The organism is Ornithinibacillus californiensis, assembly GCF_001038485.1.
Classification (GTDB): Bacteria; Bacillota; Bacilli; order Bacillales; family Amphibacillaceae; genus Ornithinibacillus; species Ornithinibacillus californiensis.
Map to the genome: position 1 here is coordinate 116,024 of NZ_LDUE01000036.1, position 26,966 is coordinate 142,989.

25 protein-coding genes are annotated in these 26,966 nt (G+C 37.1%); 23 read left to right on the forward strand and 2 right to left on the reverse strand.

What is annotated here, in order from left to right:
• Positions 1-9: 9 nt before the first annotated feature.
• From flgL to TE34_RS09210, 18 genes are all read left to right on the forward strand, one after another.
• The gene (flgL, locus tag TE34_RS09125) at positions 10-909 is read left to right on the forward strand and encodes a flagellar hook-associated protein FlgL (RefSeq protein WP_047984505.1); all 900 of its coding nucleotides are present in this window, start codon (positions 10-12) and stop codon (positions 907-909) included.
• 75 nt (positions 910-984) lie between these two features.
• Positions 985-1,557 (forward strand): DUF6470 family protein, encoded by a 573-nt coding sequence (locus tag TE34_RS09130; RefSeq protein WP_047984506.1) that lies wholly within the window; start codon positions 985-987, stop codon positions 1,555-1,557.
• Between the two features lie 6 nt (positions 1,558-1,563).
• Positions 1,564-2,016 carry a flagellar assembly protein FliW gene (fliW, locus tag TE34_RS09135; RefSeq protein ID WP_330218310.1) on the forward strand — a complete coding sequence of 151 codons (453 nt, stop codon included), beginning with the start codon at positions 1,564-1,566 and terminating at the stop codon, positions 2,014-2,016.
• Positions 2,017-2,018: 2 nt separating this feature from the next.
• Positions 2,019-2,243 (forward strand): carbon storage regulator CsrA, encoded by a 225-nt coding sequence (csrA, locus tag TE34_RS09140; RefSeq protein WP_047984508.1) that lies wholly within the window; start codon positions 2,019-2,021, stop codon positions 2,241-2,243.
• 72 nt (positions 2,244-2,315) lie between these two features.
• Positions 2,316-2,669, forward strand: a complete 354-nt coding sequence (gene flaG / locus TE34_RS09145; RefSeq protein WP_053075031.1) for a flagellar protein FlaG — start codon at positions 2,316-2,318, stop codon at positions 2,667-2,669.
• 13 nt (positions 2,670-2,682) lie between these two features.
• On the forward strand, positions 2,683-4,236 hold the full coding sequence (locus TE34_RS09150) for a flagellar hook-associated protein 2 (protein WP_047984509.1): 1,554 nt from the start codon (positions 2,683-2,685) through the stop codon (positions 4,234-4,236).
• Between the two features lie 29 nt (positions 4,237-4,265).
• Entirely contained in the window at positions 4,266-4,667 is a 402-nt protein-coding gene (gene fliS, locus TE34_RS09155) for a flagellar export chaperone FliS (protein ID WP_047984510.1), read from the forward strand.
• Entirely contained in the window at positions 4,667-5,020 is a 354-nt protein-coding gene (locus TE34_RS09160) for a flagellar protein (protein ID WP_047984511.1), read from the forward strand. Before fliS ends, TE34_RS09160 begins: the two co-directional genes overlap by 1 nt.
• Before the next feature lie 202 nt (positions 5,021-5,222).
• Positions 5,223-5,774, forward strand: a complete 552-nt coding sequence (gene hpf / locus TE34_RS09165; protein WP_047984512.1) for a ribosome hibernation-promoting factor, HPF/YfiA family — start codon at positions 5,223-5,225, stop codon at positions 5,772-5,774.
• A 245-nt stretch (positions 5,775-6,019) separates the two neighbouring features.
• A complete protein-coding gene (gene secA / locus TE34_RS09170; protein WP_047984513.1) occupies positions 6,020-8,533 on the forward strand; it encodes a preprotein translocase subunit SecA in 2,514 nt (837 codons plus the stop codon).
• Positions 8,534-9,209: 676 nt separating this feature from the next.
• Positions 9,210-10,308, forward strand: a protein-coding gene (gene prfB / locus TE34_RS09175; protein WP_236687138.1) for a peptide chain release factor 2 whose coding sequence is annotated in 2 segments (ribosomal slippage) — positions 9,210-9,272 and positions 9,274-10,308 — 1,098 coding nt in all. Because the reading frame shifts where the segments join, the coding sequence is not laid out codon by codon here.
• A gap of 190 nt (positions 10,309-10,498) precedes the next feature.
• A complete protein-coding gene (locus TE34_RS09180) occupies positions 10,499-10,849 on the forward strand; it encodes a c-type cytochrome (protein WP_047984515.1) in 351 nt (116 codons plus the stop codon).
• A gap of 249 nt (positions 10,850-11,098) precedes the next feature.
• Positions 11,099-11,785, forward strand: coding sequence for a cell division ATP-binding protein FtsE (ftsE, locus tag TE34_RS09185; RefSeq protein ID WP_047984516.1), 687 nt, complete (start codon positions 11,099-11,101; stop codon positions 11,783-11,785).
• Positions 11,775-12,668 (forward strand): permease-like cell division protein FtsX, encoded by an 894-nt coding sequence (gene ftsX, locus TE34_RS09190; protein WP_047984517.1) that lies wholly within the window; start codon positions 11,775-11,777, stop codon positions 12,666-12,668. Before ftsE ends, ftsX begins: the two co-directional genes overlap by 11 nt.
• Positions 12,669-12,763: 95 nt before the next feature.
• Positions 12,764-14,101: a murein hydrolase activator EnvC family protein gene (locus TE34_RS09195; protein ID WP_047984518.1), complete on the forward strand. Its 1,338-nt coding sequence runs from the start codon at positions 12,764-12,766 to the stop codon at positions 14,099-14,101.
• Positions 14,102-14,356: 255 nt separating this feature from the next.
• Positions 14,357-15,838, forward strand: a complete 1,482-nt coding sequence (locus tag TE34_RS09200) for a S41 family peptidase (RefSeq protein WP_047984519.1) — start codon at positions 14,357-14,359, stop codon at positions 15,836-15,838.
• A gap of 164 nt (positions 15,839-16,002) precedes the next feature.
• A complete protein-coding gene (locus TE34_RS09205; RefSeq protein WP_047984520.1) occupies positions 16,003-17,175 on the forward strand; it encodes a PDZ domain-containing protein in 1,173 nt (390 codons plus the stop codon).
• Between the two features lie 112 nt (positions 17,176-17,287).
• A complete protein-coding gene (locus TE34_RS09210) occupies positions 17,288-17,854 on the forward strand; it encodes a YkoP family protein (RefSeq protein ID WP_047984521.1) in 567 nt (188 codons plus the stop codon).
• Here the strand turns inward: TE34_RS09210 and TE34_RS09215 are convergent.
• On the reverse strand, positions 17,829-18,644 hold the full coding sequence (locus TE34_RS09215) for a metallophosphoesterase (RefSeq protein WP_047984522.1): 816 nt from the start codon (positions 18,642-18,644) through the stop codon (positions 17,829-17,831). The two genes, TE34_RS09210 and TE34_RS09215, sit on opposite strands and share 26 nt — an antisense overlap.
• A gap of 98 nt (positions 18,645-18,742) precedes the next feature.
• On the opposite strand from TE34_RS09215, the gene TE34_RS09220 reads away from it, so the two are divergent.
• From TE34_RS09220 to bshB2, 5 genes are all read left to right on the forward strand, one after another.
• Positions 18,743-19,846, forward strand: coding sequence for an MGDG synthase family glycosyltransferase (locus TE34_RS09220; RefSeq protein WP_047984523.1), 1,104 nt, complete (start codon positions 18,743-18,745; stop codon positions 19,844-19,846).
• Positions 19,847-20,025: 179 nt separating this feature from the next.
• On the forward strand, positions 20,026-22,011 hold the full coding sequence (uvrB, locus tag TE34_RS09225; protein ID WP_047984524.1) for an excinuclease ABC subunit UvrB: 1,986 nt from the start codon (positions 20,026-20,028) through the stop codon (positions 22,009-22,011).
• A 7-nt stretch (positions 22,012-22,018) separates the two neighbouring features.
• On the forward strand, positions 22,019-24,892 hold the full coding sequence (uvrA, locus tag TE34_RS09230) for an excinuclease ABC subunit UvrA (RefSeq protein WP_047984525.1): 2,874 nt from the start codon (positions 22,019-22,021) through the stop codon (positions 24,890-24,892).
• Between the two features lie 148 nt (positions 24,893-25,040).
• A complete protein-coding gene (locus tag TE34_RS09235; protein ID WP_047984526.1) occupies positions 25,041-25,394 on the forward strand; it encodes a YojF family protein in 354 nt (117 codons plus the stop codon).
• Between the two features lie 27 nt (positions 25,395-25,421).
• Complete coding sequence (gene bshB2, locus TE34_RS09240) at positions 25,422-26,087, forward strand: bacillithiol biosynthesis deacetylase BshB2 (RefSeq protein WP_047984527.1); 666 nt, start codon at positions 25,422-25,424, stop codon at positions 26,085-26,087.
• Between the two features lie 98 nt (positions 26,088-26,185).
• On the opposite strand, the gene TE34_RS09245 is transcribed toward bshB2, so the two are convergent.
• Positions 26,186-26,966, reverse strand: a 781-nt coding sequence (locus TE34_RS09245) for an IS256 family transposase (protein ID WP_047983079.1), incomplete at its 5' end; no start/stop codon positions are given.

Here is a 26,966-nt window from a genome sequence, read left to right on the forward strand (position 1 = left end):
TTTTAATACATGCGAGTAACACAATCAATGTTATCCAATAATATGCTACGCAATCTTTCCAAGAGTTACGATAACATGGGTACGTATATGGACCAATTAAACACTGGTAAAAAAATCAACCGCCCTTCTGACGATCCCGTTGTTGCTGTAAAAGGGATGGACTATCGTAGCCAGTTATTACAGGTGGAACAATATCAGCGTAATACGAATGAAGTGCACAATTGGATGGATAATACTGATGATGCACTTGATCAAGCAACCAAGGCTTTACAGCGTATCCGTGAACTAGCTGTTCAAGCGAGTAATGATACGTATGATGATTCAGAAAGAAAGAATATCAAAGAGGAAATTGAGCAATTAAAAGAGCATCTAGTAGATATTGCAAACACAAATGTAAATGGGAAGTATATTTTTAATGGTACGAATACAGATGTACAACCTATTACGAAACCAATAACGGATGAGACAGGAAATATCGATCCTGAAAAACTTAAAATAGATTCCAGTCCCGTTAATATAGAAGTTTCCAAAGGAATTGAACTAAAAGCTAATGTAGATGCAACTGGGATATTTGGGGAAACATCATTTGTAAATATCCAGCAGTTAATCAAAGATTTAGATGATGGAAACCAAGAAGGTATTGAAGCTAGTCTTGCTGCAATTGATGACAACATCGATAATGTCTTAAATGCCCGTGCAGACCTTGGAGCAAGAATGAACCGACTAGATCTAATCGAAAACCGTCTAGGCTCCCAAGAAATCTCTGCTACACAAATGATGTCTAAGAACGAAGACATTGATTATGAAGAAGTTATTACGCAATTAATCACACAAGAAAGTATTCATCGTGCAGCACTTTCTACTGGATCTAGAATCATACAACCGACATTAGTAGATTTTCTACGGTAATTGGAACCCTAGCCCGAATAAGGGTTAAGGGTTTTTACTTTTTGACGATACTTATGATGAAAGAGGGGGATGGAATTGGAATTACCTCAAATACGGATACAATCGCAAATGGCTAAAATCAGCGTCTCAACACAATCTGCTAAACAAGAAATAAGGCAGCCTAAAGCCGATTTATCGATACAACAACCACATGCAGAAATAACGATGAGGACAACCCCCTCGAAATTAACAATAGATCAAACGCAAGCATGGGAAGCTATGAATCTTAAATCTGCGAAACGTTCCATAGAAGAATTTGCGCAACAAGGTAAACAATTTGTTTCAGAGGGGACGGCTAGAAGAGCATCCCAAGGTACTGAATTAATGAAGATAGAAAATAAGGGAAACCCTATAGCAAGCCAAGCAATACAAAATGGTCACAAACCTCAAAAAGCATTAGGAATTAAGTTTATTCCATCGGCATTCGCTGTAAAAATAAATTATCAACCATCTGAATTAACCATTGATGCAAAACCAAATAAACCAATTATAGAAGCGCGTGCTAATAAACCTGAGATAAATTACATTCCAGGATCAGTAGATATCTCGTTAGGGCAACACCAGAATTTAGAGATAGACTTTGTGAATCTTTTTCCAAGTGATAAATAAGAAAGGGTGACTGAATTGAATATAGTAACTAAATATTTGGGTGACATAACAATTGAAGATGGTCAGGTTATCAATTTTCCATCCGGTATTCCGGGCTTTCTAGAAGAAAAGGAATTTGTATTATTAAATATACCAGGTAATCCTGTTTTTCAGTTTTTGCAATCGATCCACTCTAGTGATTTAGCTTTTATTGTTACTAATCCCTATCATTTTTACACGGACTATACGGTTAAATTAGATGATTCTACAATAGAATCTCTACAGATTGAAAGTGAAAAAGATGTGTTAATAGCAACAATCGTAACTCTGAAAGAACCATTTGATGCTAGTACGATTAATCTGAAGGCGCCAATCATCATTAATCAGAAAAAGATGCTCGGTAAGCAATTTATTCTTAACTCTGATGACTATGAAAGTAAAGCTTCCATTAAACCAGCTGTCACTCGGGAAGGAGTGTAGTGATGCTTGTTCTTACACGAAAACTCAATGACGCGATTCAAATTGGTGATGATATTGAAATTAAAGTCTTAGCTATTGAAGGAGATCAAATTAAATTAGGTATTGCTGCTCCAAAGAATATAGAAATTTATCGTAAGGAAATATACTTAGATATACAAAATCAAAATAATGAAGCTGCTAATATTTCTGCTGACTTAATAAAATTACTCAGTCAGAAAGACGATTAATTAGATAATAGTTAACTATTTGTTGTTTTAATCCGATATAAATAAAAACATGTTTGTAAGGAGTTGCAGGGGATGCAAGTAGAGTCTGTATCAGTTGGAACACAATCCTTGCAAAACAGTCAATACAACAATAGACAAGCAGCAGAAGTAAGAACTGTTGTGCAAGAAAATCAACCAAAGAAAGAGAATCATAGAGAACCTTCCATAAAACAAGTAGAAACAGCAGTTGAGAAGTTAAATAATTTTGTTGAACCAATACGTACTAACCTTAAATTTCAACTACATGAAGAACTGAATGAATATTACGTTACCGTAGTGAATCCGAATACGAACGAGGTAATCAAAGAAATCCCATCTAAAAAAATACTAGATATGTATGCTGCGATGGCAGACTATATGGGATTCTTAATCGACAAGAAGATATAAGAGGTGATTCGAAATGGATATGCGTATCGGTGGTTTGGCTTCCGGTATTAATACCGATGAAATCATTCAGAAATTAATGAATGCGGAAAGAATGCCATTAGATCGGATGGCCCAAGACCGTACATTACTTGAATGGCAACGCGATGGATATCGTGAAATCTATCAAAAGCTTTATGAAATGGATAATGATTTAATTTTAGATATGAAGATGAGTAGTACGTATAACTCTAAGTCTGTTAGTTCTACCATGGATAGTGCTGTAACCGCCACAGCATCATCAAGTACAGCTGAGGGTTCATACTCAATAAAAGTTACACAATTAGCTTCTCCTGCAATAAATATTAGTGAGCCAATAGACTTTGATGCTTCAAAGTCATTGGATAGTCAATCTGAGGTAACTAGTAGAGATTTTACCTATTACGTTTACCAAGATGCAACAGATACGGAAGCGGCAGGAATGCGAGCCGTTGAAGTCGATGTGAAAGCAGGAGACTCACTAAAAGATGTACTTAAAAAAATTAATGATCAAGGTCATATTCGTGCTTTCTACGATGAGACTTCTAAAAGGGTTATATTAGAAACTAATAAGACAGGAAATTACAATACTGACTCAAATGTTTTTAATGGAAATGAAATAGGATTTGATAGTAATTCGTTTTTCGCTACTGAACTTGGAATGACTTTGCAGAAAATAGACGATGGCACCGGTGAAATGATAGGTGGAGAAAATGGCGGAACTAATGCAAAATTCATCTACAATAATAGTGGTGTTACTTTAGAATCTAAATCTAATACTTACACTATGAACGGTGTGAATTTTGAATTTAAAAATGTAACTGGCGATAAAAATGCTACACTTTCTGTAAGCACCAACGTCAATGACGCATTCGACTCCATTATGAAGTTCGTCGACAAATATAATGAAATTGTCGATATGATCAATACTTCTCAAACAGAAGAACGTTATCGTGATTATAAGCCATTGACTGATGTACAAAAAGAAGAGATGGATGAAAAGCAGGTTGAGCTCTGGGAAGAGAGAGCAAAGAGTGGTATTCTACGTGGTGATTCCATTTTAACATCTGCCATTTTTGATTTAAGACAGACCTGGTATAAGAAGGTTGAAACCGGGGGCTCTATTACTTCATTAACACAGATAGGTATTTCAACTACCGCAGATTATATGAACGGCGGAAAGTTAAAAGTAGACGAGGAAGAACTTAAAAATGCTTTAAGAGAAAATCCAGATGAAGTATATAAGTTATTTTCCAACTCAACAGAATCAAAGACTGACCCAAGCCGTGGATTAATAAACCGTCTCGAAGACTCTATCGAATCAACAATGAAACGCATAGAGGAACGGGCAGGTAAAACAACAAGTACACTTGATAACTACACACTAGGAAAACGAATTAAGGATTTAGATACGAGAATATCAGATTTTGAGGATCGTCTAGTACGAATTGAGAATCGCTACTGGGGTCAATTCAGTGCTATGGAACAAGCAATTTCTCGTTTGAACAATCAGTCTGCTCAATTGTTATCACAATTCGGCGGCGGAATGTAGTCCAATAATTCATAAAGGAGTTTTACCTTATGGCTTTAAATAAACCATATCAAGCATATCAGAATAATGCTGTTAACACTGCTACTGGCGGTGAATTAACACTTATGTTATATAACGGATGCATCAAATTTATTAAACAAGCAATGAAAGATATAAAAGAAAATAAGATTGAAGCAAAAAATACCAATATCCAAAAGGCACAACGGATTATTCAGGAATTAATGATCACATTGGACCAAGAAGTTGAAATTTCTAACCAGATTATGCCTTTATATGATTACATGCATCATCGCCTCATGGAAGCCAACTTGAAGAACGATATAACAATTTTAGAGGAAGTGGAAGGTTTTGTCGTCGAATTTAGAGATACTTGGAAACAAGTCATTCTAAAAACAAGACAAAAACAGTATGCGCAAGGTGAACATGTATAATGAATCGCGTAAAGCCAATCTATGATATTACACAAAAAATGAAACAACTATTAGATGCGGACTTTTCATCAAATGATCGTCAGAATGTAATACAAGAGGTCAATTCATTATTACTTCAACGTGGCGTGTATATGGAAGAGGCAAAGGAACCATATTCTACAGAAGAATTAGAAATGGGAAAAGAACTACTTCCATTAAATACAGAAGTCCAACAAAAATTAGATAGCCTATTTCAAGGTTTGAAAAATGAAATGAAACAAGTGAAGAAACAAAAGAATTCCAATCGTAAATATACTAATCCATATGACAAGGTGCAGACCATTGATGGGATGTTTATGGATAAACGTAAATAATAGAGTAGCTTCTAGAGGGAAAACTTCTAGAAGTTTTTTTATTAATTCTTTGTAAAGGCTGTGTAAACCGCATGACGTCAAGGAGATTAAGGGTTTTCGAGTTTTTTAGACTAATAAGTTTACAATTTGGACATGTTTAGGCAGGAATTTTACTGGGAAATATAGTATAATATATACAAAGGTAGAAAAGGAGTGACACTTTATGAAATTCAACATTCGTGGTGAAAATCTTACAGTTACAGAAGCAATTAGGGAGTATGTCGAGAAGAAGGTTGGTAAACTTGAAAAGTATTTTGAAAGCCCTTTAACTTCCGATGTACATGTGAATTTAAGTGTCTATAATAACAAGCAGCGTATCGAGGTTACGATACCGATGACCAACCTACTCTTGAGAGCCGAAGAAGAACATCTTGATCTGTATGCAGCAATTGATTTAGTAATTGATAAATTAGAACGACAAATTCGTAAATATAAAACAAAAGTAAATCGTAAATTCCGTCAAAATGGAAGTCCTAAATTCGTTACTTCTAGTTTGGCAGAAGTGATTGATGAAGTAGAAGAATCTGAGGAAGAAATTGAAATCGTAAGAACAAAACGATTCGACCTAAAACCAATGGATTCTGAAGAAGCAGTTTTACAAATGGATATGTTAGGGCATGCGTTCTATGTTTTCCAAAACGCAGCATCTGGAGATACTAACGTAGTGTACCGTCGTAAAGATGGTAAATATGGCTTGATTGAACCAAATAATTAATTAGTGCTTACTGGCGATCTCAACAACGGGATCGCCTTTGATATTTTTTCTAAAAGTATTCTTCTACATAGTGATGTAGTTGGCATATGGAATTAAGTAGTGTTATTATTTAGTATATAATAATGAAGATACATAAATAGAAATTGAAGAATATAGGTAGTGAACTTATTAATATGAGTTAGATGAAATAACCATCTTTACTTATACATTATTATTGTTTCACTACAGGATTGAGGAGCGTAACGATGGCAGGTTTTCTTAAAAAAATGTTTGATGGAAATAAAAAACAACTAAACCGTATTCAAAGTATTGTTGATCAAATTGAATCTTTAGAGCCGGATATTGAAAAGTTATCTGACGACCAATTAAAACAAAAGACAGAAGAATTTAAATCTCGCTATGCTAACGGTGAAAGCTTAGATGACCTATTAGTAGAGGCATATGCAGTAGTTAGAGAAGCCTCAAAACGTGTATTAGGCATGCGTCCATTCCAGGTGCAGTTAATGGGTGCTATTGTACTACATGAAGGTGATATCTCCGAGATGAAAACAGGGGAAGGTAAAACATTAGCTTCTACGATGCCGGCTTACTTAAATGCACTTTCTAATGAAGGGGTGCACATCATAACGGTTAACGATTATTTAGCTGATCGTGACTCGAAGCAAATGGGTCAATTATTTGAATTTCTTGGTTTAACTGTTGGCTTAAATACCAATGGTCTATCCAAGGAAGAGAAACATCAAGCCTATCAAGCTGATATTACATATGGAACGAATAATGAATTTGGATTTGACTATTTACGTGATAACATGGTGCTTTACAAAGAGCAAATGGTACAACGTCCGTTAAACTTTGCAATCATAGATGAGGTTGACTCAATTCTAATTGATGAAGCAAGAACACCGTTAATAATTTCTGGCTCTGCTTCTAAATCAGCTTCCTTATATACGCAAGCCAATTCATTTGTTATCACCTTGAAACGTGAAGAGGACTATACGTATGATGAGAAAACAAAAGGTACACAGCTAACCGAAGAAGGTATAAATAAGGCTGAGCGCTACTTTAATGTAGAAAACCTTTTTGATCTCAATCATGTCACATTAACACATCATATTGGTCAAGCATTACGTGCACATGTTGCGATGCATCGTGATACCGATTACGTTGTTGAAGAAGGCGAAGTTGTAATCGTTGACCAATTTACAGGACGTCTAATGAAAGGCCGTCGCTATAGTGATGGGTTGCACCAGGCAATTGAAGCAAAAGAAGGTCTTAAGATTCAAAATGAAAGTATGACACTTGCCTCGATTACTTTCCAGAACTTTTTCCGTATGTATAATAAGCTTGCTGGTATGACAGGTACGGCGAAAACAGAAGAAGAGGAATTCCGCAGTATTTACAATATGGGTGTTGTGGCCATTCCTACTAATAAGCCAATAGCCCGTGTCGATCATCCGGATAAGATTTACAGTACGGTCAACGGCAAATTTAGAGCAGTTGTTGAAGATATTAAGGAACGTAACAAAAAAGGACAGCCAGTACTAGTTGGTACAGTAGCCGTAGAAACATCCGAATTGATCTCGCAGTATTTGAAAAAAGCTGGCGTAAAGCATGACGTATTAAATGCGAAAAACCATTACCGTGAAGCGGAAATTATTGAGCATGCAGGTCAAAAGGGTGCAGTTACGATTGCAACCAACATGGCTGGACGTGGTACCGACATTAAGCTTGGAGAAGGTGTTTTAGAGCTTGGTGGGTTAGCTGTAATTGGTACAGAACGTCATGAATCAAGACGTATTGATAACCAGCTACGCGGACGTTCTGGTCGTCAAGGGGACCCGGGGATGTCTCAATTCTATCTATCCATGGAAGATGAATTGATGCGCCGTTTCGGTTCAGATAATCTGAAAAATATGATGGATAAAATGGGTATGGATGATTCCCAGCCAATTATAAATAAATTCGTCTCTCGTGCAGTGGAATCTGCTCAAAAACGTGTAGAAGGTAATAACTATGATGCACGTAAGAATGTATTGGCATATGATGATGTATTAAGAGAACAGCGTGAAATTATTTATAAACAGCGCTTTGAAGTTATTGATGCAGAAGGAAATGAACTTCGCGTAATTATTGAGAATATGATTAGCTCTTCATTAGAACGTGTTATTAACACCCATACACAGGATGAAGATGAAGAGAAATGGGATTTCCAAGCGATTATTGAATATGTTCAAGGTAACTTATTAGAACAGGATTCGTTGACTCTAGATGAGTTGAAAGGGAAAGATACAGAAGAAATTCATGCGCTTATTATGGATAAGGTTCGAGCTCGTTATGATGAGAAAGAAATTGAACTGTCCGAAGAGCAAATGCGTGAATTCGAAAAAGTTATTCTTCTTCGAACTGTAGATACAAAATGGATGGACCATATCGATCAGATGGACCAACTTCGTCAAGGTATCCATTTACGAGCATACGGCCAAAACGACCCATTACGTGAGTATCAATTAGAAGGATTCGCCATGTTCGAAGCAATGGTTGAAAACATTGAAGATGAAGTATCACGCTATATCATGAAAGCCCAAATACGTGAAAATCTCCAACGCCAAGCGGTTGTGAAAAATACACAAGCAGTATCAGGTGGAGGAGAAGAAAAGAAAAAATCACGTAAACCATATGTGAAAAAGGAAGACGTTGGCCGAAACGACCCTTGTCCATGTGGAAGCGGCAAAAAATACAAAAACTGTCATGGTCAATAAAGAATCAAGGGTCTGACCCCCTAAGGGAGTCAGACCTTTTTGAGAGAACTTGAGCTTCTAATCGTCATTTTGAGTGGGAAGTAAGAATGAAATGAAGTTAAGAGGGCATCTAATCGTCATTTTGAGTAGGAAGTAAGAGTGAAATGAAGTTAAGAAGGCTTCTAATCGTCATTATGAGCAGGAGCTAAGATTGAAATGAGGTTAAGAAGGCTTCTAATCGTCATTTTGAGTAGGAAGTAAGAGTGAAATGAGGTTAAGAAGGCATCTAATCGTCATTTTGAGTAGGAAGTAAGAGTGAAATGAGGTTAAGAAGGCATCTAATCGTCATTTCGAGTAGGAAGTAAGAGTGAAATGAAGTTAAGAAGGCTTCTAATCGTCATTTTGAGTGGGAACCAAGATTGAAATGAAGTTAGGAAGGCGCCTAATCGTCATTTTGAGTAGGAAGTAAGAGTGAAATGAAGTTAAGAAGGCGTCTAATCGTCATTTTGAGTAGGAAGTAAGAGTGAAATGAAGTTAAGAAGGCATCTAATCGTCATTATGAGCAGTAACCAACACTGAAATGATGTTAAGATAGTCCTCTCTATTCATCATTTTCGACAGAAATCATTAATTAAACGATGATAGTGAATACTTTAACCAACAATAAAATAAAAACAAGAATCTTAGAGGTGACAATATGGAATTTAGTGAAATTAGACACGAATTAGATCATATGAATAACCGCATAGCGGACTTTAGGGGGTCTCTTTGACTTAGATGCAAAGAAAGCCCGCATCTCCGAATTAGAGCACGACATGACTGCTCCAGGATTTTGGGATGACCAAAATGCAGCTCAAACTGTGATTAACGAAGCGAATGGTCTTAAAGGATTTGTAAATAGTTTTGAAAGTATCGCCAACCAATACGAAGATTTAGAAGTCACTTATGAACTGGCAAAAGAAGAAAATGACGCTGAACTATTATCCGATTTAGTGGAAGAACTTGGTACATTAAAAAAAGAAATCAATGATTTTGAATTACAGATGTTACTAAGCGAACCGTACGATGCGAACAATGCTATTTTAGAGTTACACCCAGGTGCAGGTGGTACGGAATCACAAGACTGGGCAAGTATGCTCCTAAGGATGTATCAGCGTTGGGCGGAGCAACATAGCTTCTCTGTGGAAACATTGGATTATCTACCTGGTGAAGAAGCAGGAGTGAAGAGTGTAACCTTACTTATTAAGGGACATAATGCGTACGGCTATTTAAAGGCAGAAAAAGGGGTTCATCGTTTAGTGCGAATTTCTCCTTTTGACTCTTCTGGACGTCGTCATACGTCTTTTGTTTCTTGTGATGTAACACCAGAGATGAATGATGATGTTGATATCGAGATTAGAACAGAGGATATTAAAGTGGATACGTACCGGGCTAGCGGTGCTGGTGGACAGCACGTCAATACGACAGATTCTGCAGTACGTATTACTCATATCCCTACAAATACAATTGTTACATGCCAAAATGAACGGTCGCAGATTAAGAACCGAGAAGCTGCAATGAAAATGTTGAAATCAAAGCTTTATCAAATGGAAATTGAAAAGCAGCAACAAGAATTAGCCGATATCCGTGGTGAGCAAAAAGAAATAGGCTGGGGTAGTCAAATTCGTTCGTATGTATTCCATCCTTATTCAATGGTTAAAGACCATCGCACCAATGTAGAGGTAGGTAATACACAGGCTGTTATGGATGGAGAACTCGATCCATTTATCGATGCTTACTTACGTTCGCAGCTATAACATGTTTGAATCACCCAATAATGGGAAACATATTATTAAGTTACTAAATTTGTCAAAAAGTGCCATCAGCCTTGATAAATATTCATGTTTATCCAAAATGTGGCAGAAATGTGGCTGGTATATTTTCTATTAAGGGATATACTAAATTTGACGGATAGTAATTCCAAACATTGATTGGGGGATTTTTATTATGAAAAAGTGGTTAGTAGCAATTCTATTTGGCTCTGTATTAGTACTTGGTGCATGTGGTGGCGAAGATGAAGCGGATGACAACGGAGCAACAAACGATGCAGGTCAAACAGATGGTGGCGAAACTGCTTCTGCAGTTGAAGAGGTTTATGAATCAAACTGTGCAGCTTGTCATGGTGCTGACCTTGCTGGTGGAGCTGCAAACTTAACAGCTATCGGTTCTAAGTATACTTCGGATGAATTAAAAGATATTATTTTAAACGGTAAAGAAGGCGGCATGCCTGCATTTGAAGGAAGAATATCTGATGCTGAGGCACAAGACCTTGCAGATTGGCTAGCAGAGAAGAAATAACATTACACACTGAGGAAGTCTAAACTGAGATAATCAGTTTAGGCTTTTTATTTTTTTGGAAACTATTACTAATTACCTATTCACCAGTAAACAACCGCAATCTTCTACAATTTCCTATATATTAACGGCCTTGAAATATAAATGTAATATTTTTTTGTCTAAAAAAGTTGTTGAATGATGTTATAATGTAAGAGAAACTTGAAAAAAATAAGACTTTATGACTAATGACATATAAAAGGTGATTAAATTATGATACTAATGAAAGACGTATATAAAACGTATGACAACGGTGTAACTGCCTTGAATGGTATAAATGTCGAAATAGGTCAAGGCGAATTTGTGTACATCGTTGGACCAAGTGGTGCTGGTAAGTCATCATTTATTAAATTACTATATCGAGAGCTAAAACCAACACGAGGAACACTTTATATTAATAATAAGGATGTTAGTCAGATAAAGGAAAAAGACGTTCCTTTACTTCGTAGAGATATGGGAGTTATCTTCCAGGATTTCCGACTTCTTCCTAAACTATCTATCTATGAAAATGTTGCCTTTGCTTTAGAGGTTATTGAGGAAACCCCTCGTAATATTCGTAAGCGGGTGATGGAAGTATTAGATTTAGTGGGTTTGAAAAATAAAGCGCGATTCTTTCCAAGTGAATTATCTGGTGGTGAACAGCAACGTGTATCCATTGCTCGTGCTATTGTGAATCGTCCTAAAATTGTCATTGCGGATGAGCCTACAGGGAACTTAGACCCTGAGACATCATGGGACATTATGCGAGTGTTTGAAGAGATTAATAATAGTGGGACAACCATTCTCATGGCTACTCACAGTAAAGAAATCGTAAATACAATTAAAAAGCGTGTTATTGCAATTGAAGACGGCATGATTGTGAGAGACGAGCATCGAGGTGATTACGGTTATGAAAGCTAGAACGATCAAACGGCATTTTCGTGAAGGTGTAAAAAACATTCTCCGAAATGGCTGGATGACAGTAGCCTCTGTTGGGGCCGTAACGGTAACCTTGCTGTTAGTCGGAGCATTCTTAGGTTTAATTTTAAACCTTAACCATATGGCGGAAAAAATCGAAGAAGATGTAGTTGTAAAAGTGTTAATTGATTTGGCTGCTGATGAAGATAAAGTACTTGAACTTGGTCAGGAAATTGAAAAGTTACCAGGTGTATCTAACGTTGTATTTTCATCAAAAGAAGAAGAATTAACTAGTTTAATTGAAAGTATGGGTGAAGGTGGCGAGGTTTGGTCACTGTACGAGCAGGAAAACCCGTTAAACCATGCTTATATTATAAAAGCAGATGATCCACATGAGACGCAGGCTATTGCAGTAGCAGTTGAGAAATTAGATGGTGTAGATTCTGTAACATATGGACAAGAAGTTGCTCAAAACTTATTTAAGTTTACTGATTATGCGCGGACAATAGGGATAATCTTAATCGCGGGTCTAGTTCTAACCGCTATTTTCTTAATCTCTAACACTATTAAACTTACTATTATGGCAAGGAGTAGAGAGATTGGAATTATGAAATTAGTTGGTGCAACCAATGGCTTCATTCGAGGACCCTTCTTTATAGAGGGATTTCTTCTAGGGGTGTTAGGTTCAATTATTCCAATTGTAGCAGTGCTTGGTGGATATAAATTCATCGAATCAAGTATAAGTGGAATGAGTTCTATTGGCTTCGTTGAAATTCTACCATTCAATCCGTTTGCATGGCAGTTATCCTTAATCATTCTGTTGATAGGAGCAGGTATCGGGATGTGGGGAAGTTTAATGAGTGTCCGTAAATTCCTAAAAGTTTAAATTACATTCAGTGGGGAAGAGAATAAGTTGTATTTCTCTTCCTACTGTACCTTACATAGTTTACTAGACTACTTGAAGGATAGGAGGAAGAATAGATGAGAAGAAGGATTGGAACGAGTATAGTTATTGGCCTGATAATATGTTTAAGTGTCGTGGTTGATTGTAACGAAATTTCTGCTCAATCAAAGGATGAGCTTCAACAAGAAATCGAAGAACTAGAAAAAGAACAATTAGAATTAAAAGAGCAAGAAAAAGAAATTCAAAATGATAAAAGTAGTACAGAGCAAAAAATTGAAGAAAATTTAACTAAGCAAGATACAGTTCAAGGTCAGATTAAATCATTAGAACAAGAGTTAACCAACACTCAGAATTCTATTAATGCCAAACAAGGTGAAATAGATTCGACTAATAAAGAAATTGATGATTTAACGGCAAAAATAAATGATCTTACACAACAAATTGAACAGTTGAAAAATGAAATAGAAGCATTACTGGAACGTATTGATGAACGTGAAGCGTTACTTACTGAGAGACTGCGTTCTATTCAACGAAGTGGTGGCCCAATGATGTATCTGGAAGTAATCTTGGGTTCTAAGAGCTTCTCTGATTTTATTTCTAGAACAGCTGCTGTAAATATTATGATGGATCAGGATAAGAATATTATCGATTCGTTAGCAAGAGATAAACAAGAGGTTGAGAACAAAAAAGTAGCAGTAGAAGACAACAAAGTAGAAATCGAAGCTAAAAGAAGCGATGTGGAAGATAAAAAGGTAGCTCTTGAGGCTCAGAAACAAGAGCTAGTCGCTTTACAAAATCAGCTTGATGACCAAAAGGCTGAAAGACAACGTTTACTAGCTCAGCTTGAAAAAGAGCATGAAGAATTGGAAGAATACATGTTCACATTGGAAGATGAACAAGCAATGATTCGTAAGCAAGAGCAAGCCTTAGCAAGAGCTAGAGAAATTGCAGAAAATAATTTAAATCAGTTATCAGACAGTACTACTGTTAATAGTTCTTCTTTCATATGGCCAGCGGCAGGTTATCGTTCTTCTAATTACGGAGTCCGTGTTGACCCTATTACTTATCAACAGAGCTTCCACTTAGGAGTTGACATAAGTGCACCGACGGGTACACCTGTATATGCTTCTACTAATGGGGTTGCAGTAAGAGGAAACCTATCAGGTACGTACGGTAACCACATTCTAGTTGTGACGAAGATAGATGGCGTTGATTATACAACCTTATATGCCCATCTAAACGGTTTTGCTGTAGGGGATGGTGAGGTAGTAACCCAGGGTCAGATAATTGGCTATGTAGGGTCCACTGGTAGATCAACAGGACCACACTTACACTTTGAAGTACACAAAGGTGGTTGGAAAGGATTCTATCCACCAAACTCAAATAACGTAAATCCATTAAATTATTTACCTTAATAAGTCAAATTACAAAGGCATTGCACGCGCTAGTGTAATGCCTTTTCCTATTTTATTAGCTGTTTTAGCTTCACTTTTTAACTATAGATATAATAAATTTTGCAGGAGGTTTAAGAAAAAGTTTGGCGTGTTGTACGATTTTTCGATATGATATTAGAATAAGTAGTTTTGAATCAACGGAAATAATCTCTTGAGTTCGATAATTTTGTTGTTTGAGATTACTATCTAACATATAACTAATACTGGGGTGATCACATGAAATTAAATAAAGTACATATCGTGCTTATTTTGATTGGAGCATTATTTTTAGGGTTTATTGGTGCGTATATTGGGGCAAACATTGCACAGCCTAATGAACCGGAACAAATAATTGAAGATAATAATCTCGTTGAGGATAATCAGGCTGAACAAGGCGATAAGGAAGGTAATGGAAATGCCAAATTACCTGAACAGTGGTCAAAGGTTGCACAGGCTTATCATCTAATTAAGACTAATTACTTGGAAGGTGCAGATGAACAACAATTAATTGAAGGAGCTATTGAAGGGATGCTAGCAACATTAGGTGACCCTTACAGTTCTTACATGGATATAGAAACCATGCAACAGTTCAATGAACAAATTGAATCCTCATTTGAAGGTATAGGTGCAGAGGTTAGCATGGTTAATGGGATTGTAACCATTGTTTCACCTATTAAGGATTCCCCAGCTGAAAAATCAGGTCTAAGACCAAATGACCAAGTATTAGAGGTAGATGGTGAATCACTAGACGGTTACAATTTAAATGAATCGGTAGCATTAATTCGTGGAGAAAAAGGAACAGAGGTTGTTCTTACTATTCTCCGTGCAGGGGCACCAGAACCATTTGAAATAACTATTGTTCGTGATACGATTCCAATTGAGACTGTATACTCTGAAATGAAAACAATCGATGGGAAGAAAACTGGAGTCATTGAGATTACGAATTTCTCTGAAACGACTTCACAGGACTTTCTAACTCAACTTAGTGCTTTAGAAGATGATGGTATGGAAGGGTTAGTCATTGATGTTCGCGGAAATCCTGGAGGACTATTAAGCTCTGTGGAGGAGATATTAAGCCAATTTGTCCCAGAAGATGTTCCTTATATTCAAATTGAGGACCAAGAAGGAAACAAATCCCCTTATTATTCCAAATTGAAAGAGAAAAAAGGATATCCAATAACTGTTTTAGTTGATGAAGGAAGTGCATCAGCTTCAGAAATACTAGCCGTTGCGATGAAGGAAATTGGCTATCAAGTAGTAGGGAATACTACCTTTGGTAAAGGTACCGTTCAACAAGCTGTTCCATTAGGCGACGGCAGTACGGTCAAATTAACGTTCTTTAAATGGTTGTCACCAGAAGGAACTTGGGTGCATGAAGAAGGGGTAGAGCCAACAGTAAAAGTTGACCAACCGAAGTACTATTTCACAACTCCAGTCCAAATTGAAGAACCCTTGGCCTATGATCAATCCGGTAGTAAAATAGAAAACATTCAATTAATGCTCAGTGGTTTAGGATATGATACAGAGAGGATGGACGGTTACTTTAGCAAAGAAACAGAGGAAGCCGTTAAAGCATTTCAACAAGATAATGAACTAGAAGTTACCGGTAAGGTAGATAAAGAAACAGCAGGAATGTTAGAAACAAAAATTATTGAAAAAATTAGAAGTGGCGAAGACGATCTTCAACTAGAAAAAGCACTAGAAATCGTTCATCAATAATGTAAAAAGGAATCTGCTTTATAAATGCAGGTTCCTTTTTGTTTGGATTCTTGATTAATATACAAAAGGTTTTCATAAAAAGCAGGAAAACATTCGACAAATGACGAATATATAAGGTTATAATTGTTTATAAAGCGGGACTGCAGTTTGGAAGGTGATCATAGATGATACAGGATTGGTTATTAGAAGTTGGGAAAGGAATCGCTAAAGTATTTCTAAACCCACTGTTATATTGGGCTATAGCATGTATTGTGCTCGTAGGGATAAAGAGAATTAAAGAAGAAAGAAGAAACTTTGGTACGAAGGTTTATGATGTATTTACGGAGTGGAAGGATACTTGGGGATTTGCTATTTTCATAGGTCTATTTTTTTCCGTCATTACTATCGGCGTAGGTATGGTAATTTCCTATGAAGTTATCTTTGTGCTAAGCATTGTTACTATACTAGTAAGTCTAACAAGTAGATTTACACTGCTTTCACCTACCTATACAGTAGGAATTACCTTTGTCGTGTTAATGTTAATCCCGTTGCTTGCTAGTGAAATCAATTGGCTACCATCCGTTGGGGAAGTGAACTTTTCTGTTATTGCTATCATACTAGCTTTATTTTTATTTGTTGAAGCTCATTTCTTAAGTAGGATTCGGCAAAATGAAACATTTCCTGGAATTGTTCTCGGTAGTAGAGGCACCTGGATTGGTAGACATATGATTAAGAAGTTTGCCATTATACCATTTTTTGCATTAGTTCCATCAGGCCTTATTGAGCCTTTTGCAAACTATTGGCCATTTTTACCGATTGGTGGAGGGGATTTTGCATTAGTATTAATACCTTTTGTACTAGGTACTGAATTTGCTGTACGAGGTAGTCTTCCACATGAGGCTGCACATCAACTTGCTATGAAACTTTTAGGTTTAGCGGTTATTGTGTTTGTTATAGCTGTAGGGAGTATCTTCTATTCATGGTTAGCTGTTGTTACGGTTGTAGTGGCCATTTTGGGTAGAGAGTTTATACATTATCGGTTCAGAACGAAGGACCAAGCGAAGAGTCCGTATTTTAATCATAGAAATAATGGACTAACGGTTCTTGGAGTAATCCCTGGATCACCAGCAGATCGCTTAAACATATTAATTGGTGAAGTTGTATCGAAAGTTAATGGTGTCAAGATACATAGTGAAGACGATTTATATGAAGCACTACAACAAACAGGCTCTTTCTTCAGAGTAGAATTACTTGATCATCGTGGAGAAATTCGTTTTGTACAGAGTGCCTTATATGAAGGTGACCATCATGAGTTAGGATTATTGTTTGCTGGAGAACCATATCGAAAAACAAAATAAGTATAAAGAAATCCGTACCAAAGAAAATTTGTGGTACGGATTTTTTTAATATTTTTCCATATTTTATCCAAACTAAAGATGAAAGTTATGTACAGGAAGGATAATCATATGGATGAAAAGCTATTTACTAGGAGCCTGGAATGTATTCGATCCAGTATATTATTCATTTACTAGATTGAGGTATGTTAGAGACCAGGAACAAAAACCAACCTTATTTCGCGTTCGCTTAACTAGATACAAAGGAAGGAGTACGATATTAAAAGACGGGACGATCATTCATAAGAATGATTTACTCATTAAAATCCACCTTCATAATGTGAAAATAATGAATGAACTGTATGCAGTGACTAGTGATACAAAGCGAGCAGTTTATATTTATCATATGGTGAAACGTGCCATGCCAGTTCTAGCGGAATATGTACGTAAACATCCTCGTTATGGGGAAATAAAGGGGATAATTGGTATAACCACCCTACATAAAGGGTCTACCCGTCTAGGCTTCGATAATGTCTCTATTCATAACGCGCTATACCGATCTTATAAACGTCTAACGTTTACGCCAATAAATTATATAGCTAGCTCATCCATGCATCATGAACCTGTATATTTGTTTATGTCCAAGGATGAGCTAGTGAAAAGATATAATGGAAAAGCTAGATCGCAATATCATGAAGGGTAATTTCTGGACGACTACCAACTCGAATGTTGACACCTGTTTGTCCTAGCCCTTCACTAATATAGAACGGTGAATCATTGTGCTTATGCAAGCCTTTAACGATATTGAGTCTTGGGAGCTTGCCCATTTTCACTAGATGATAGGCTTTAGGATAGCGGATTTGCCCTCCGTGGAAATGACCGGCAAGTAAATAATCAAAGGAATAGCCATTCATTTCTAAGACAATATTTGGATCATGGGTTAATACGATATTAATCCCATCTTCAACGTATTTATATGACTGTTGCAAATCACTACGATTCGTACTGTAATCATCAATACCAATAATATTAATACGCTGATTATGAATTTCTATAGTTTCACTTGTATTTTGCATGACAGTGCAATCATATGATGTTAGAAGTTCTTTAAGCTGTAATAAGTGTGGTTCTTTTAGGACATAATCATGATTACCAAGCACTGCATAAATACCATGTTTTGGCTTCATACGTTGCAAAACTTCTAAATAAGGAACTAACTTTGGAATGGTGCGCTTTCGATCAAGAAAATCACCTGTAAGTGCAATAATATCTGGTTTTTCATGTTGAAGTTTGTCAGCTAATTGAGATGGTGTAATAGAAATATTTTCAAGATGTAAATCGGATAAGTGTAGGATGGATAAATTAGATTGTTTGGTAGGTTGTTTAGTAGCTATTTGAATCTTATTGATTTGAATATCTTTTGTGTTTTGATTTGCCTTATATATGAGAAAACTAATGATAATTAGTAATAGACCAGAAATAATATATAACATCTGAATTCCTCCCCGTTAAGGATTATATCATGTATGGATTGTGAGAATCATTGGTAATTCAAGGGATTCATTTGCGACAGGATGTAAGGATGATATAAATGGAACAACAGTCAAAAGACGAGGCACTATTCTTACCATTTATGCAAATTCCTACTGGTCATCACCATGTTGCCGATGCGGTGATGGAGGAATTGAACCGCGCTGTAAAAACAATCAACTGTGAGAAGGTTGATATCCTTTCCTATAGTTATGGGAGAATAGAGAGATTGGTATCTGCAACCTACTTACATTGGATAAGGATTATGCCTAAAGCATATGACTTACTCTATCATCGCCTTGCAGTAAAAGATCAAACGAAACGTTCAAGACAGATACTTTACGAGGCTATGTTCCTCTCGTTCTTTAAGAAGCTAATGAGAGAAACCGAGCCAAATATTCTATTTTGTACCCATTGCCTTCCTTCCAACATTGCGAGCCTGTTAAAGGAGAAAGGAAAGCTTAACGCAATAACAGTAAATGTATATACCGATTTTTTTGTGAATCGAGTTTGGGGCGTACGGGGTATTGATTACCATCTTGTTCCTTCTATTAGCGTGAAAAACTTTTTATTAGACTTAGGTGTGGAGGAAGATAGAATATTTATAACTGGTATCCCAGTTCATCCAGTTTTTCAAGAAAAGCAGGCGCTTCAGCGTAATGAAATGCTCCATGTCCTAATTACAGGAGGTAGCTTAGGGGTAGGCGCAATGGAAAAGCTAATTCCTGCCAATCCAGAAATAAAATACACTGTTCTCTGTGGTCAAAATGAAAAGCTGTATCACAGCCTTTCAGAATGGAGTCACCCCTATGTTCAACCAATACAATATATTGAAAGTAAAGAAGAAATGAATCATTTGTATAACCAAGTAGATGCTGTTATTAGTAAACCTGGTGGTGTTACGGTGAGTGAGTGCTTGATGAAGCGGATACCGATCTTTACTTGTAATGCCTTACCTGGGCAGGAGAAAGTAAATGAGCTGGAATTAGTTGAACTAGGAGTGATTAATCGTATCGATCCATACAAAAATAATATCGAGCTACAGCTAAAGAATTTTTTCACGAATAATGAACAACAAATGATATATAAGCAAAAAATAGATGCGTACCACAACTATTTAGAAAAACAGTCTTTATCTGATATCTTATTAACGATATGTCCTTAGAATGGATGGACAACTGCTTGATCAAAGCGGTTGTTTTATTTTTTGTCTAATTTCTTGAATACTTAGGCAAAAATAGATAGTATGGAATTAAGTGAAAATCGAATGTTAGTTCGTATTTGTGTTAAGATAATGACAGAATATGATACACTATTAGGTAGGTTAAGAGTGGAGGATAGTCTATGGAAAATAATACGTTTGAATTGGTTTCAAAGTACGAACCAAAAGGGGATCAACCAAAAGCAATTGAAGAATTGGTCAAAAAAGTTCTCGCTGGTCAGCGTCATCAAACCTTGCTAGGTGCAACTGGTACCGGTAAGACGTTTACAATTTCCAATGTTGTAAAGGAAATTAATCGACCAACACTGGTTATTGCCCATAACAAAACATTAGCTGGACAGTTATATAGTGAGTTCAAAGATTTTTTCCCGAATAATGCTGTAGAGTATTTTGTCAGCTATTATGATTATTATCAGCCAGAGGCTTACGTTCCTTCCACCGATACGTTTATAGAAAAAGATGCAAGTATTAATGATGAAATTGATAAGCTACGACACTCGGCAACATCTGCACTTTTTGAACGGAATGATGTGTTAGTCGTTGCTAGTGTATCGTGTATATATGGTTTAGGTAATCCGGAAGAATATCGCAATCAAGTTCTATCCTTAAGAATGGGAATGGAAAAGGACCGTGACCAGCTTCTTCGAGATTTAGTTAATATTCAATACGCACGAAATGATATCGATTTTCAACGTGGTACATTCCGAGTACGGGGTGATTCTGTGGAGATTATTCCAGCATCTCGTGAGGAGCACTGTATTCGTGTTGAGTTTTTTGGTGATGAAATTGATCGTATTCGCGAAGTTGATGCTCTAACTGGTGAGATTATCGGTGACCGAGAGCATGTTGCTATTTTCCCAGCATCCCACTTCGTAACTGGTGATGAGAAGATGAAACTAGCAATTGCTAATATCGAGAGAGAATTAGAAGAGCGACTAGAAGAGCTTCGTGGGCAAAATAAGTTACTAGAAGCACAGCGTTTAGAGCAACGAACGAATTACGACTTGGAAATGATGCGGGAAATGGGGTTCTGTTCTGGGATTGAAAACTATTCTAGACATCTGACTTTACGAGATTCTGGAGCTACTCCGTATACATTAATCGACTTCTTTCCTAAGGATTTCTTAGTTGTAGTGGATGAGTCTCATGTAACACTTCCACAAATTCGTGGAATGTATAACGGGGACCAAGCGCGTAAGCAAGTACTAGTTGATCATGGATTTCGTTTACCTTCCGCATTAGATAATAGACCGTTAAAGTTTGAGGAATTTGATAGTAAAGTAAATCAAATGATATTTGTATCGGCAACGCCAGGGCCATATGAATTAGAGCATACGCCAGAAATGACCGAACAAATTATCCGACCAACTGGTTTATTAGACCCTAAGGTGGAGGTTCGTCCAATCGAAGGACAGATTGATGATCTCATTGCTGAAATAAATGCACGAACAGAAAAGAATGAACGTGTTCTTGTTACGACATTAACGAAGAAGATGTCTGAGGACTTAACCGATTATTTGAAGGAAATCGGTATAAAAGTTGCTTATCTTCATAGTGAAATTAAGACATTAGAACGAATCGAAGTTATTCGCGATCTTCGAGTAGGTAAATATGATGTGCTAATTGGAATTAACCTGCTTAGAGAGGGGCTTGATATCCCAGAAGTATCACTCGTTACCATATTGGATGCGGACAAAGAAGGCTTCTTACGCTCCGAGCGCTCCTTAATCCAGACGATGGGGCGGGCAGCACGTAATTCCAATGGGCAAGTTATCATGTATGCCGATAAGATTACGGATTCGATGCGAAAAGCGATCGATGAGACAGAACGTCGTCGTAAAATCCAAGAAGCATATAATAAGAAGCATGGTATTACACCGACAACAATTAAGAAGGATGTTCGCGATGTCATTCGTGCCACTGTTGCTGCAGAAGATTCACCAGAGTATGAAGAGAAGACGAAGAGTCTAGCGAAGTTAACCAAGAAAGAGCGAGAAAAGGTTATCGTGAATATCGAGAAAGAAATGCGAGAAGCTGCCAAAGCGCTTGACTTTGAAAAGGCTGCAGAACTTCGTGATATTTTATTTGAACTTAAAGCGGAAGGATGACCAATGCATGCCAAGTAAAATGATAAATATTAAAGGTGCCAGAGCACATAATTTAAAAAATATTGATATATCCATTCCAAAAAACAAGTTAGTAGTTGTAACTGGTTTATCAGGTTCTGGAAAATCATCACTAGCTTTTGATACGATTTATGCTGAAGGTCAACGACGGTATGTCGAGTCCTTGTCTGCGTATGCACGGCAATTTTTAGGGAATATGGATAAGCCGGATGTCGATACAATTGATGGCTTATCTCCAGCTATTGCAATCGATCAAAAGACAACGAGTCGAAACCCACGTTCAACAGTTGGTACAGTTACTGAAATCTATGATTACTTAAGGTTGTTATTTGCTAGAGTAGGTCGTCCAGTATGTCCAACACATGGTGTTGAAATTTCATCACAAACTATTCAACAGATGGTTGACCGTATAATGGAATATCCGGAACGCACAAAGCTTCAACTCCTTGCGCCAGTAATATCTGGGAGAAAGGGAGAACATGTAAAAGTACTTGAAAAGCTGAAAAAGGAAGGCTTTGTCCGTATTCGTGTAGATAAGGAAATGCGTGAAGTAACCGAGGACATTCAACTAGAAAAAAATAAGAAGCATACGATTGAAGTTGTTGTTGACCGTGTCATGGTCAAACCAGGAATTGAAACACGTTTAGGTGACTCTTTAGAAACAGCTTTAAATCTAGGAGAAGGAAAAGTAGTCGTTGACGTTATAGGTGAAGAAGAACTAGTGTTCAGTGAAAATCACTCCTGTCCGCTTTGTGGATTTTCCATCGGAGAACTAGAGCCAAGATTGTTTTCCTTCAACAGTCCATTTGGTGCTTGTCCGAGTTGTGATGGACTTGGTACCAATCTCGTTGTGGATTTAGACTTAGTAATACCTGATTGGGATAAAACTTTAAACGAGCATGCCATCGCTGCTTGGGAGCCAATAAGCTCACAATACTATCCGCAGCTTCTGAAAAGCGTCTGTGAACATTATGAAATCAATATGGATATTCCTGTTAAGGATATACCAAAAGCGCAAATGGATAAGATTTTATATGGAAGTGGCTCTGATAAGATTCATTTCTACTATAAAAGTGAATTCGGGCAAACCCGAGATAGCATGATTAACTTTGAGGGTGTACTAAATAATATTGCCCGCCGTTATAAGGAATCATCATCTGACTTTATCCGAGAAACACTTGAAAAATATATGACGAACAAAAACTGTCCGACTTGTAAAGGACACCGTCTAAAGGAAGAAGCATTAGCGGTAAAGGTTAATAGTTTGCATATTAGTAATGTGACAGACTTCTCGATTACAGAAGCTATGAATTTTTTCCAAGAATTAAATCTTAGTGAAAAGGAAAAGCAAATCGCCAAATTATTGATTAAAGAAATTAATAATCGTCTCGAATTCCTAAATAATGTTGGCTTAGATTACCTCACTCTCTCTCGAACAGCAGGTACTTTATCTGGTGGAGAGGCACAACGAATTCGTTTGGCAACTCAAATTGGTTCCGCACTAACTGGGGTACTGTATGTACTGGATGAGCCATCTATTGGTTTACATCAAAGAGACAATGATAAGCTGATCGGGACATTAAAAGAAATGCGTGATCTGGATAATAGTTTAATTGTAGTTGAACATGATGAAGATACGATGCTAGCTGCTGATTGGCTAGTGGATATTGGACCAGGTGCTGGCGAACATGGTGGACAAATTGTTGCTAGTGGCACACCTGAGGAAGTAATGAAAAACAAAAATTCTTTAACGGGTGAATACTTGTCTGGTAAAAAGTATATTCCAATCCCATTAGAACGTAGAAAGCATGATAAACGTTTTATCGAAGTAATTGGTGCAAAGGAAAATAACTTAAAGAATGTTTCTGTAAAAGTACCTATTGGTCTATTTAATGTGGTCACTGGAGTATCTGGATCCGGAAAAAGCTCCCTAGTAAATGAGATTATTTTTAAAGCTCTATCAAGAGAATTAAATCGAAGCAAACAAATTCCTGGTGAGCATAAGGAAATCAAAGGTCTAGAACATTTAGAAAAAGTAATCAACATCGATCAATCTCCTATTGGTCGTACACCTAGATCAAACCCTGCAACGTATACCGGAGTATTTGATGATATCCGTGATGTCTATGCTTCCACTAACGAAGCGAAAGTACGTGGTTATAAAAAGGGTCGTTTCAGTTTTAACGTGAAGGGTGGACGTTGTGAAGCTTGTAAAGGTGATGGAATCATTAAAATCGAAATGCATTTCTTGCCAGATGTGTATGTGCCATGTGAAGTGTGTCATGGAAAGCGATATAACCGTGAAACATTAGAAGTAAAATATAAAGGAAAAAGTATTTCAGATGTGCTAGATATGACCATCGAAGAAGCTGCCGAATTCTTTGCTAATATACCGAAGATTAAACGCAAAATCCAAACGATTGTCGATGTTGGTTTAGGCTATGTGAAGCTCGGTCAACCAGCAACTACCTTATCAGGTGGAGAAGCACAACGTGTGAAGCTTGCTAGTGAGTTACATCGTCGTACAACAGGGAAAACGATGTATATCCTAGATGAGCCAACAACAGGCCTACATGTGGATGATATTAGCCGATTATTAAAGGTGCTTCAACGATTAACAGATAATGGAGATACCGTCTTAATTATTGAACATAATCTCGATGTTATAAAGACGGCTGACCACATCATCGATATCGGTCCTGAAGGTGGAGCAAAGGGCGGCCAAATTATTGCAACAGGAACACCAGAACAAATTGCTAAACAAGAAAACTCTTACACAGGTCATTACTTAAAGCCTGTCTTGGAACGAGATAAGAAAAGACAGGAAGAAGCTCTGAAATCTAAAGAAGAAGTAAGTTCATAAGTACAGATGGAGGATGTCTCAACGAATTTTGGGGCATCCTTTTTAACTAGATTCTATTAGGTTAATAAGTGTGTTAATGCAAGTTTTTTACTTTGACGTAATACGTCTGTTTCGGTAATGTAAAAGTAGAAATGTTAGGAGGAAGAAGATGAAACCGATTGAGCTTGATAAAGTCCAAGAAAAGCTGGAGAGCTTTGTTGGAAAAGATGTATATATTCATTTAGAAACTACTAATGGCGCTTATGCAAGTCATGTTAATGAAAAAGCCTATAATGTGGGTGTTTATATTCGCAATGCTAATGTACGTTTCAATCAAGCTAAAATAGTTGGCGATGGAAGATCCTATCGTGCTGGCTTGAAAATGGATATTGGTTGGATTTACGCAGAAGGTTTAACAGATTGGACAATCCATGAAGGTGAAAAGTTATTAATGGCCGGCCATGATCGAGAAGGCCGTCTGATGGTCGCATTACAGATAAGTGAAACACCATTTAATTATTAATCGGTATGAGAAAGAAAGGTGAACGAAATGGAAAAGCATGTTGTTGTTATCTACCCTCATCCAGATGATGAGTCATTCGGAGCAGCCGGAACGATTATTCAGTTTCGCGAACAAGGTGTTCCAGTAACATACCTTTGTGGAACATTAGGTGAAATGGGCAGAAATATGGGGAATCCTACTTTTGCCAACCGAGAAACACTTCCTGAAATTCGAAAGAAAGAAATTACCGAAGCTAGTAAAGTATTGGATATGGAGCTTCGTCTACTAGGATATCGCGACAAAACTTTGGAATACGAGGACCGAAATGAAGTTGCGAACCATCTAAAAGAAATTTTAGAAGAAATTCAACCGTCTCTTGTCATTACTCATTACCCAGAGCATGCCGTACATCCAGACCATAATGCGTTAGGTGCTGCTGCAATAGAGGCTGTTCGATTAATGAATCCAGAAAATCGTCCGACTGTATGGGCACAAGCCATTACGAATACTCATGTTGAAGATTTAGGTAAACCAGAAGTGATTAACGACATTCGGGAGAATTTCGATAGGAAGATGGATGCGATTCTTTGCCATCAATCGCAAGCAAGTGGTGTAATCCGTAACTGGAACCAAAGCGATGGTGTTGCTGATGATTTGAAAGAACAAGCGATGGAACGTTTAGGTGTAGAAGCGTTTTATATTTGGAAGTATTAAGTTTTCCCCCTGTGCTGACTGGTGCGGGGGATTTTTATTTTTGGGGGATCAGCGGGGGTGAGGGGTTGTCAAATAAAGTGTGTAAGTTCTAATACACACTAGCTATATTTGAGAACCCTATCCTTCAATCGTTCATTCATTAATAGTTGGTTTAAGGCTAGAGACCAGCCTTGAATAAAGCCGCCACCATTCCACTTATTTTCTAATTCTTTCACTCTTAAATACAGTACTTTAAGTAGGGCATTTTCGTTGGGAAATGCTCCTTTTTTCGTTACTTTTCTAAAACTAGAGTGGATACTTTCTACTGCGTTAGTTGTATACATGATTTTACGGACAGCACTACCGTAGTCAAATAATTGTTCTACATGTTCAAAGTTTCTTTCCCAGACATCTATAGCTCCAGGATAGGCAGACCATTGTTGCTTAAAGGATTCAAACGTACTTTGACAGGCCTTTAGACTTTGAGCTCCATAAACCTTCCTTAAAGAAGATGTAAAAGCTCTATAATCCTTATTTGGAACATATTTAATGGAATTACGAATTAAATGGACAATACATCTTTGGACAGTGACATCAGGGAAAATAGAGCGAGCTCCTTCTTCTAATCCAGATACACCATCCATGGAAATAAAGAAGATGTCTTCAACTCCTCTTGCCTTAATTTCATCAAAGATTTGCATCCACTTATGCTTGCTTTCTGTTTCATTTAGCCACAAGCCAAGGATGTCTTTTTTGCCCTCCATTGTATAGCCCAAAATAGTATAAACGGCATACTTTTTAGTTTCGTATTGATTGCGTATGGTTGTATACATACAGTCTACAAAAACAAAAGGATAACATTCATTTAAAGGACGACTTTGCCAGTCTTCTAGTTCAGGC

What these genes read in the sequence shown, in the direction of transcription:
- TE34_RS09235 (WP_047984526.1), top strand. Translation starts at nt 25,041, where the DNA reads ATGAAACCGATTGAGCTTGATAAAGTCCAAGAAAAGCTGGAGAGCTTT.
- flaG (WP_053075031.1), top strand. Translation starts at nt 2,316, where the DNA reads ATGCAAGTAGAGTCTGTATCAGTTGGAACACAATCCTTGCAAAACAGT.
- secA (WP_047984513.1), top strand. Translation starts at nt 6,020, where the DNA reads ATGGCAGGTTTTCTTAAAAAAATGTTTGATGGAAATAAAAAACAACTA.
- uvrB (WP_047984524.1), top strand. Translation starts at nt 20,026, where the DNA reads ATGGAAAATAATACGTTTGAATTGGTTTCAAAGTACGAACCAAAAGGG.
- fliS (WP_047984510.1), top strand. Translation starts at nt 4,266, where the DNA reads ATGGCTTTAAATAAACCATATCAAGCATATCAGAATAATGCTGTTAAC.
- bshB2 (WP_047984527.1), top strand. Translation starts at nt 25,422, where the DNA reads ATGGAAAAGCATGTTGTTGTTATCTACCCTCATCCAGATGATGAGTCA.
- csrA (WP_047984508.1), top strand. Translation starts at nt 2,019, where the DNA reads ATGCTTGTTCTTACACGAAAACTCAATGACGCGATTCAAATTGGTGAT.
- TE34_RS09215 (WP_047984522.1), bottom strand. Translation starts at nt 18,644, where the DNA reads ATGTTATATATTATTTCTGGTCTATTACTAATTATCATTAGTTTTCTC.
- TE34_RS09205 (WP_047984520.1), top strand. Translation starts at nt 16,003, where the DNA reads ATGATACAGGATTGGTTATTAGAAGTTGGGAAAGGAATCGCTAAAGTA.
- TE34_RS09195 (WP_047984518.1), top strand. Translation starts at nt 12,764, where the DNA reads ATGAGAAGAAGGATTGGAACGAGTATAGTTATTGGCCTGATAATATGT.
- TE34_RS09210 (WP_047984521.1), top strand. Translation starts at nt 17,288, where the DNA reads ATGAAAAGCTATTTACTAGGAGCCTGGAATGTATTCGATCCAGTATAT.
- ftsX (WP_047984517.1), top strand. Translation starts at nt 11,775, where the DNA reads ATGAAAGCTAGAACGATCAAACGGCATTTTCGTGAAGGTGTAAAAAAC.
- hpf (WP_047984512.1), top strand. Translation starts at nt 5,223, where the DNA reads ATGAAATTCAACATTCGTGGTGAAAATCTTACAGTTACAGAAGCAATT.
- TE34_RS09160 (WP_047984511.1), top strand. Translation starts at nt 4,667, where the DNA reads ATGAATCGCGTAAAGCCAATCTATGATATTACACAAAAAATGAAACAA.
- TE34_RS09220 (WP_047984523.1), top strand. Translation starts at nt 18,743, where the DNA reads ATGGAACAACAGTCAAAAGACGAGGCACTATTCTTACCATTTATGCAA.
- flgL (WP_047984505.1), top strand. Translation starts at nt 10, where the DNA reads ATGCGAGTAACACAATCAATGTTATCCAATAATATGCTACGCAATCTT.
- TE34_RS09200 (WP_047984519.1), top strand. Translation starts at nt 14,357, where the DNA reads ATGAAATTAAATAAAGTACATATCGTGCTTATTTTGATTGGAGCATTA.
- TE34_RS09150 (WP_047984509.1), top strand. Translation starts at nt 2,683, where the DNA reads ATGGATATGCGTATCGGTGGTTTGGCTTCCGGTATTAATACCGATGAA.
- uvrA (WP_047984525.1), top strand. Translation starts at nt 22,019, where the DNA reads ATGCCAAGTAAAATGATAAATATTAAAGGTGCCAGAGCACATAATTTA.
- TE34_RS09180 (WP_047984515.1), top strand. Translation starts at nt 10,499, where the DNA reads ATGAAAAAGTGGTTAGTAGCAATTCTATTTGGCTCTGTATTAGTACTT.
- ftsE (WP_047984516.1), top strand. Translation starts at nt 11,099, where the DNA reads ATGATACTAATGAAAGACGTATATAAAACGTATGACAACGGTGTAACT.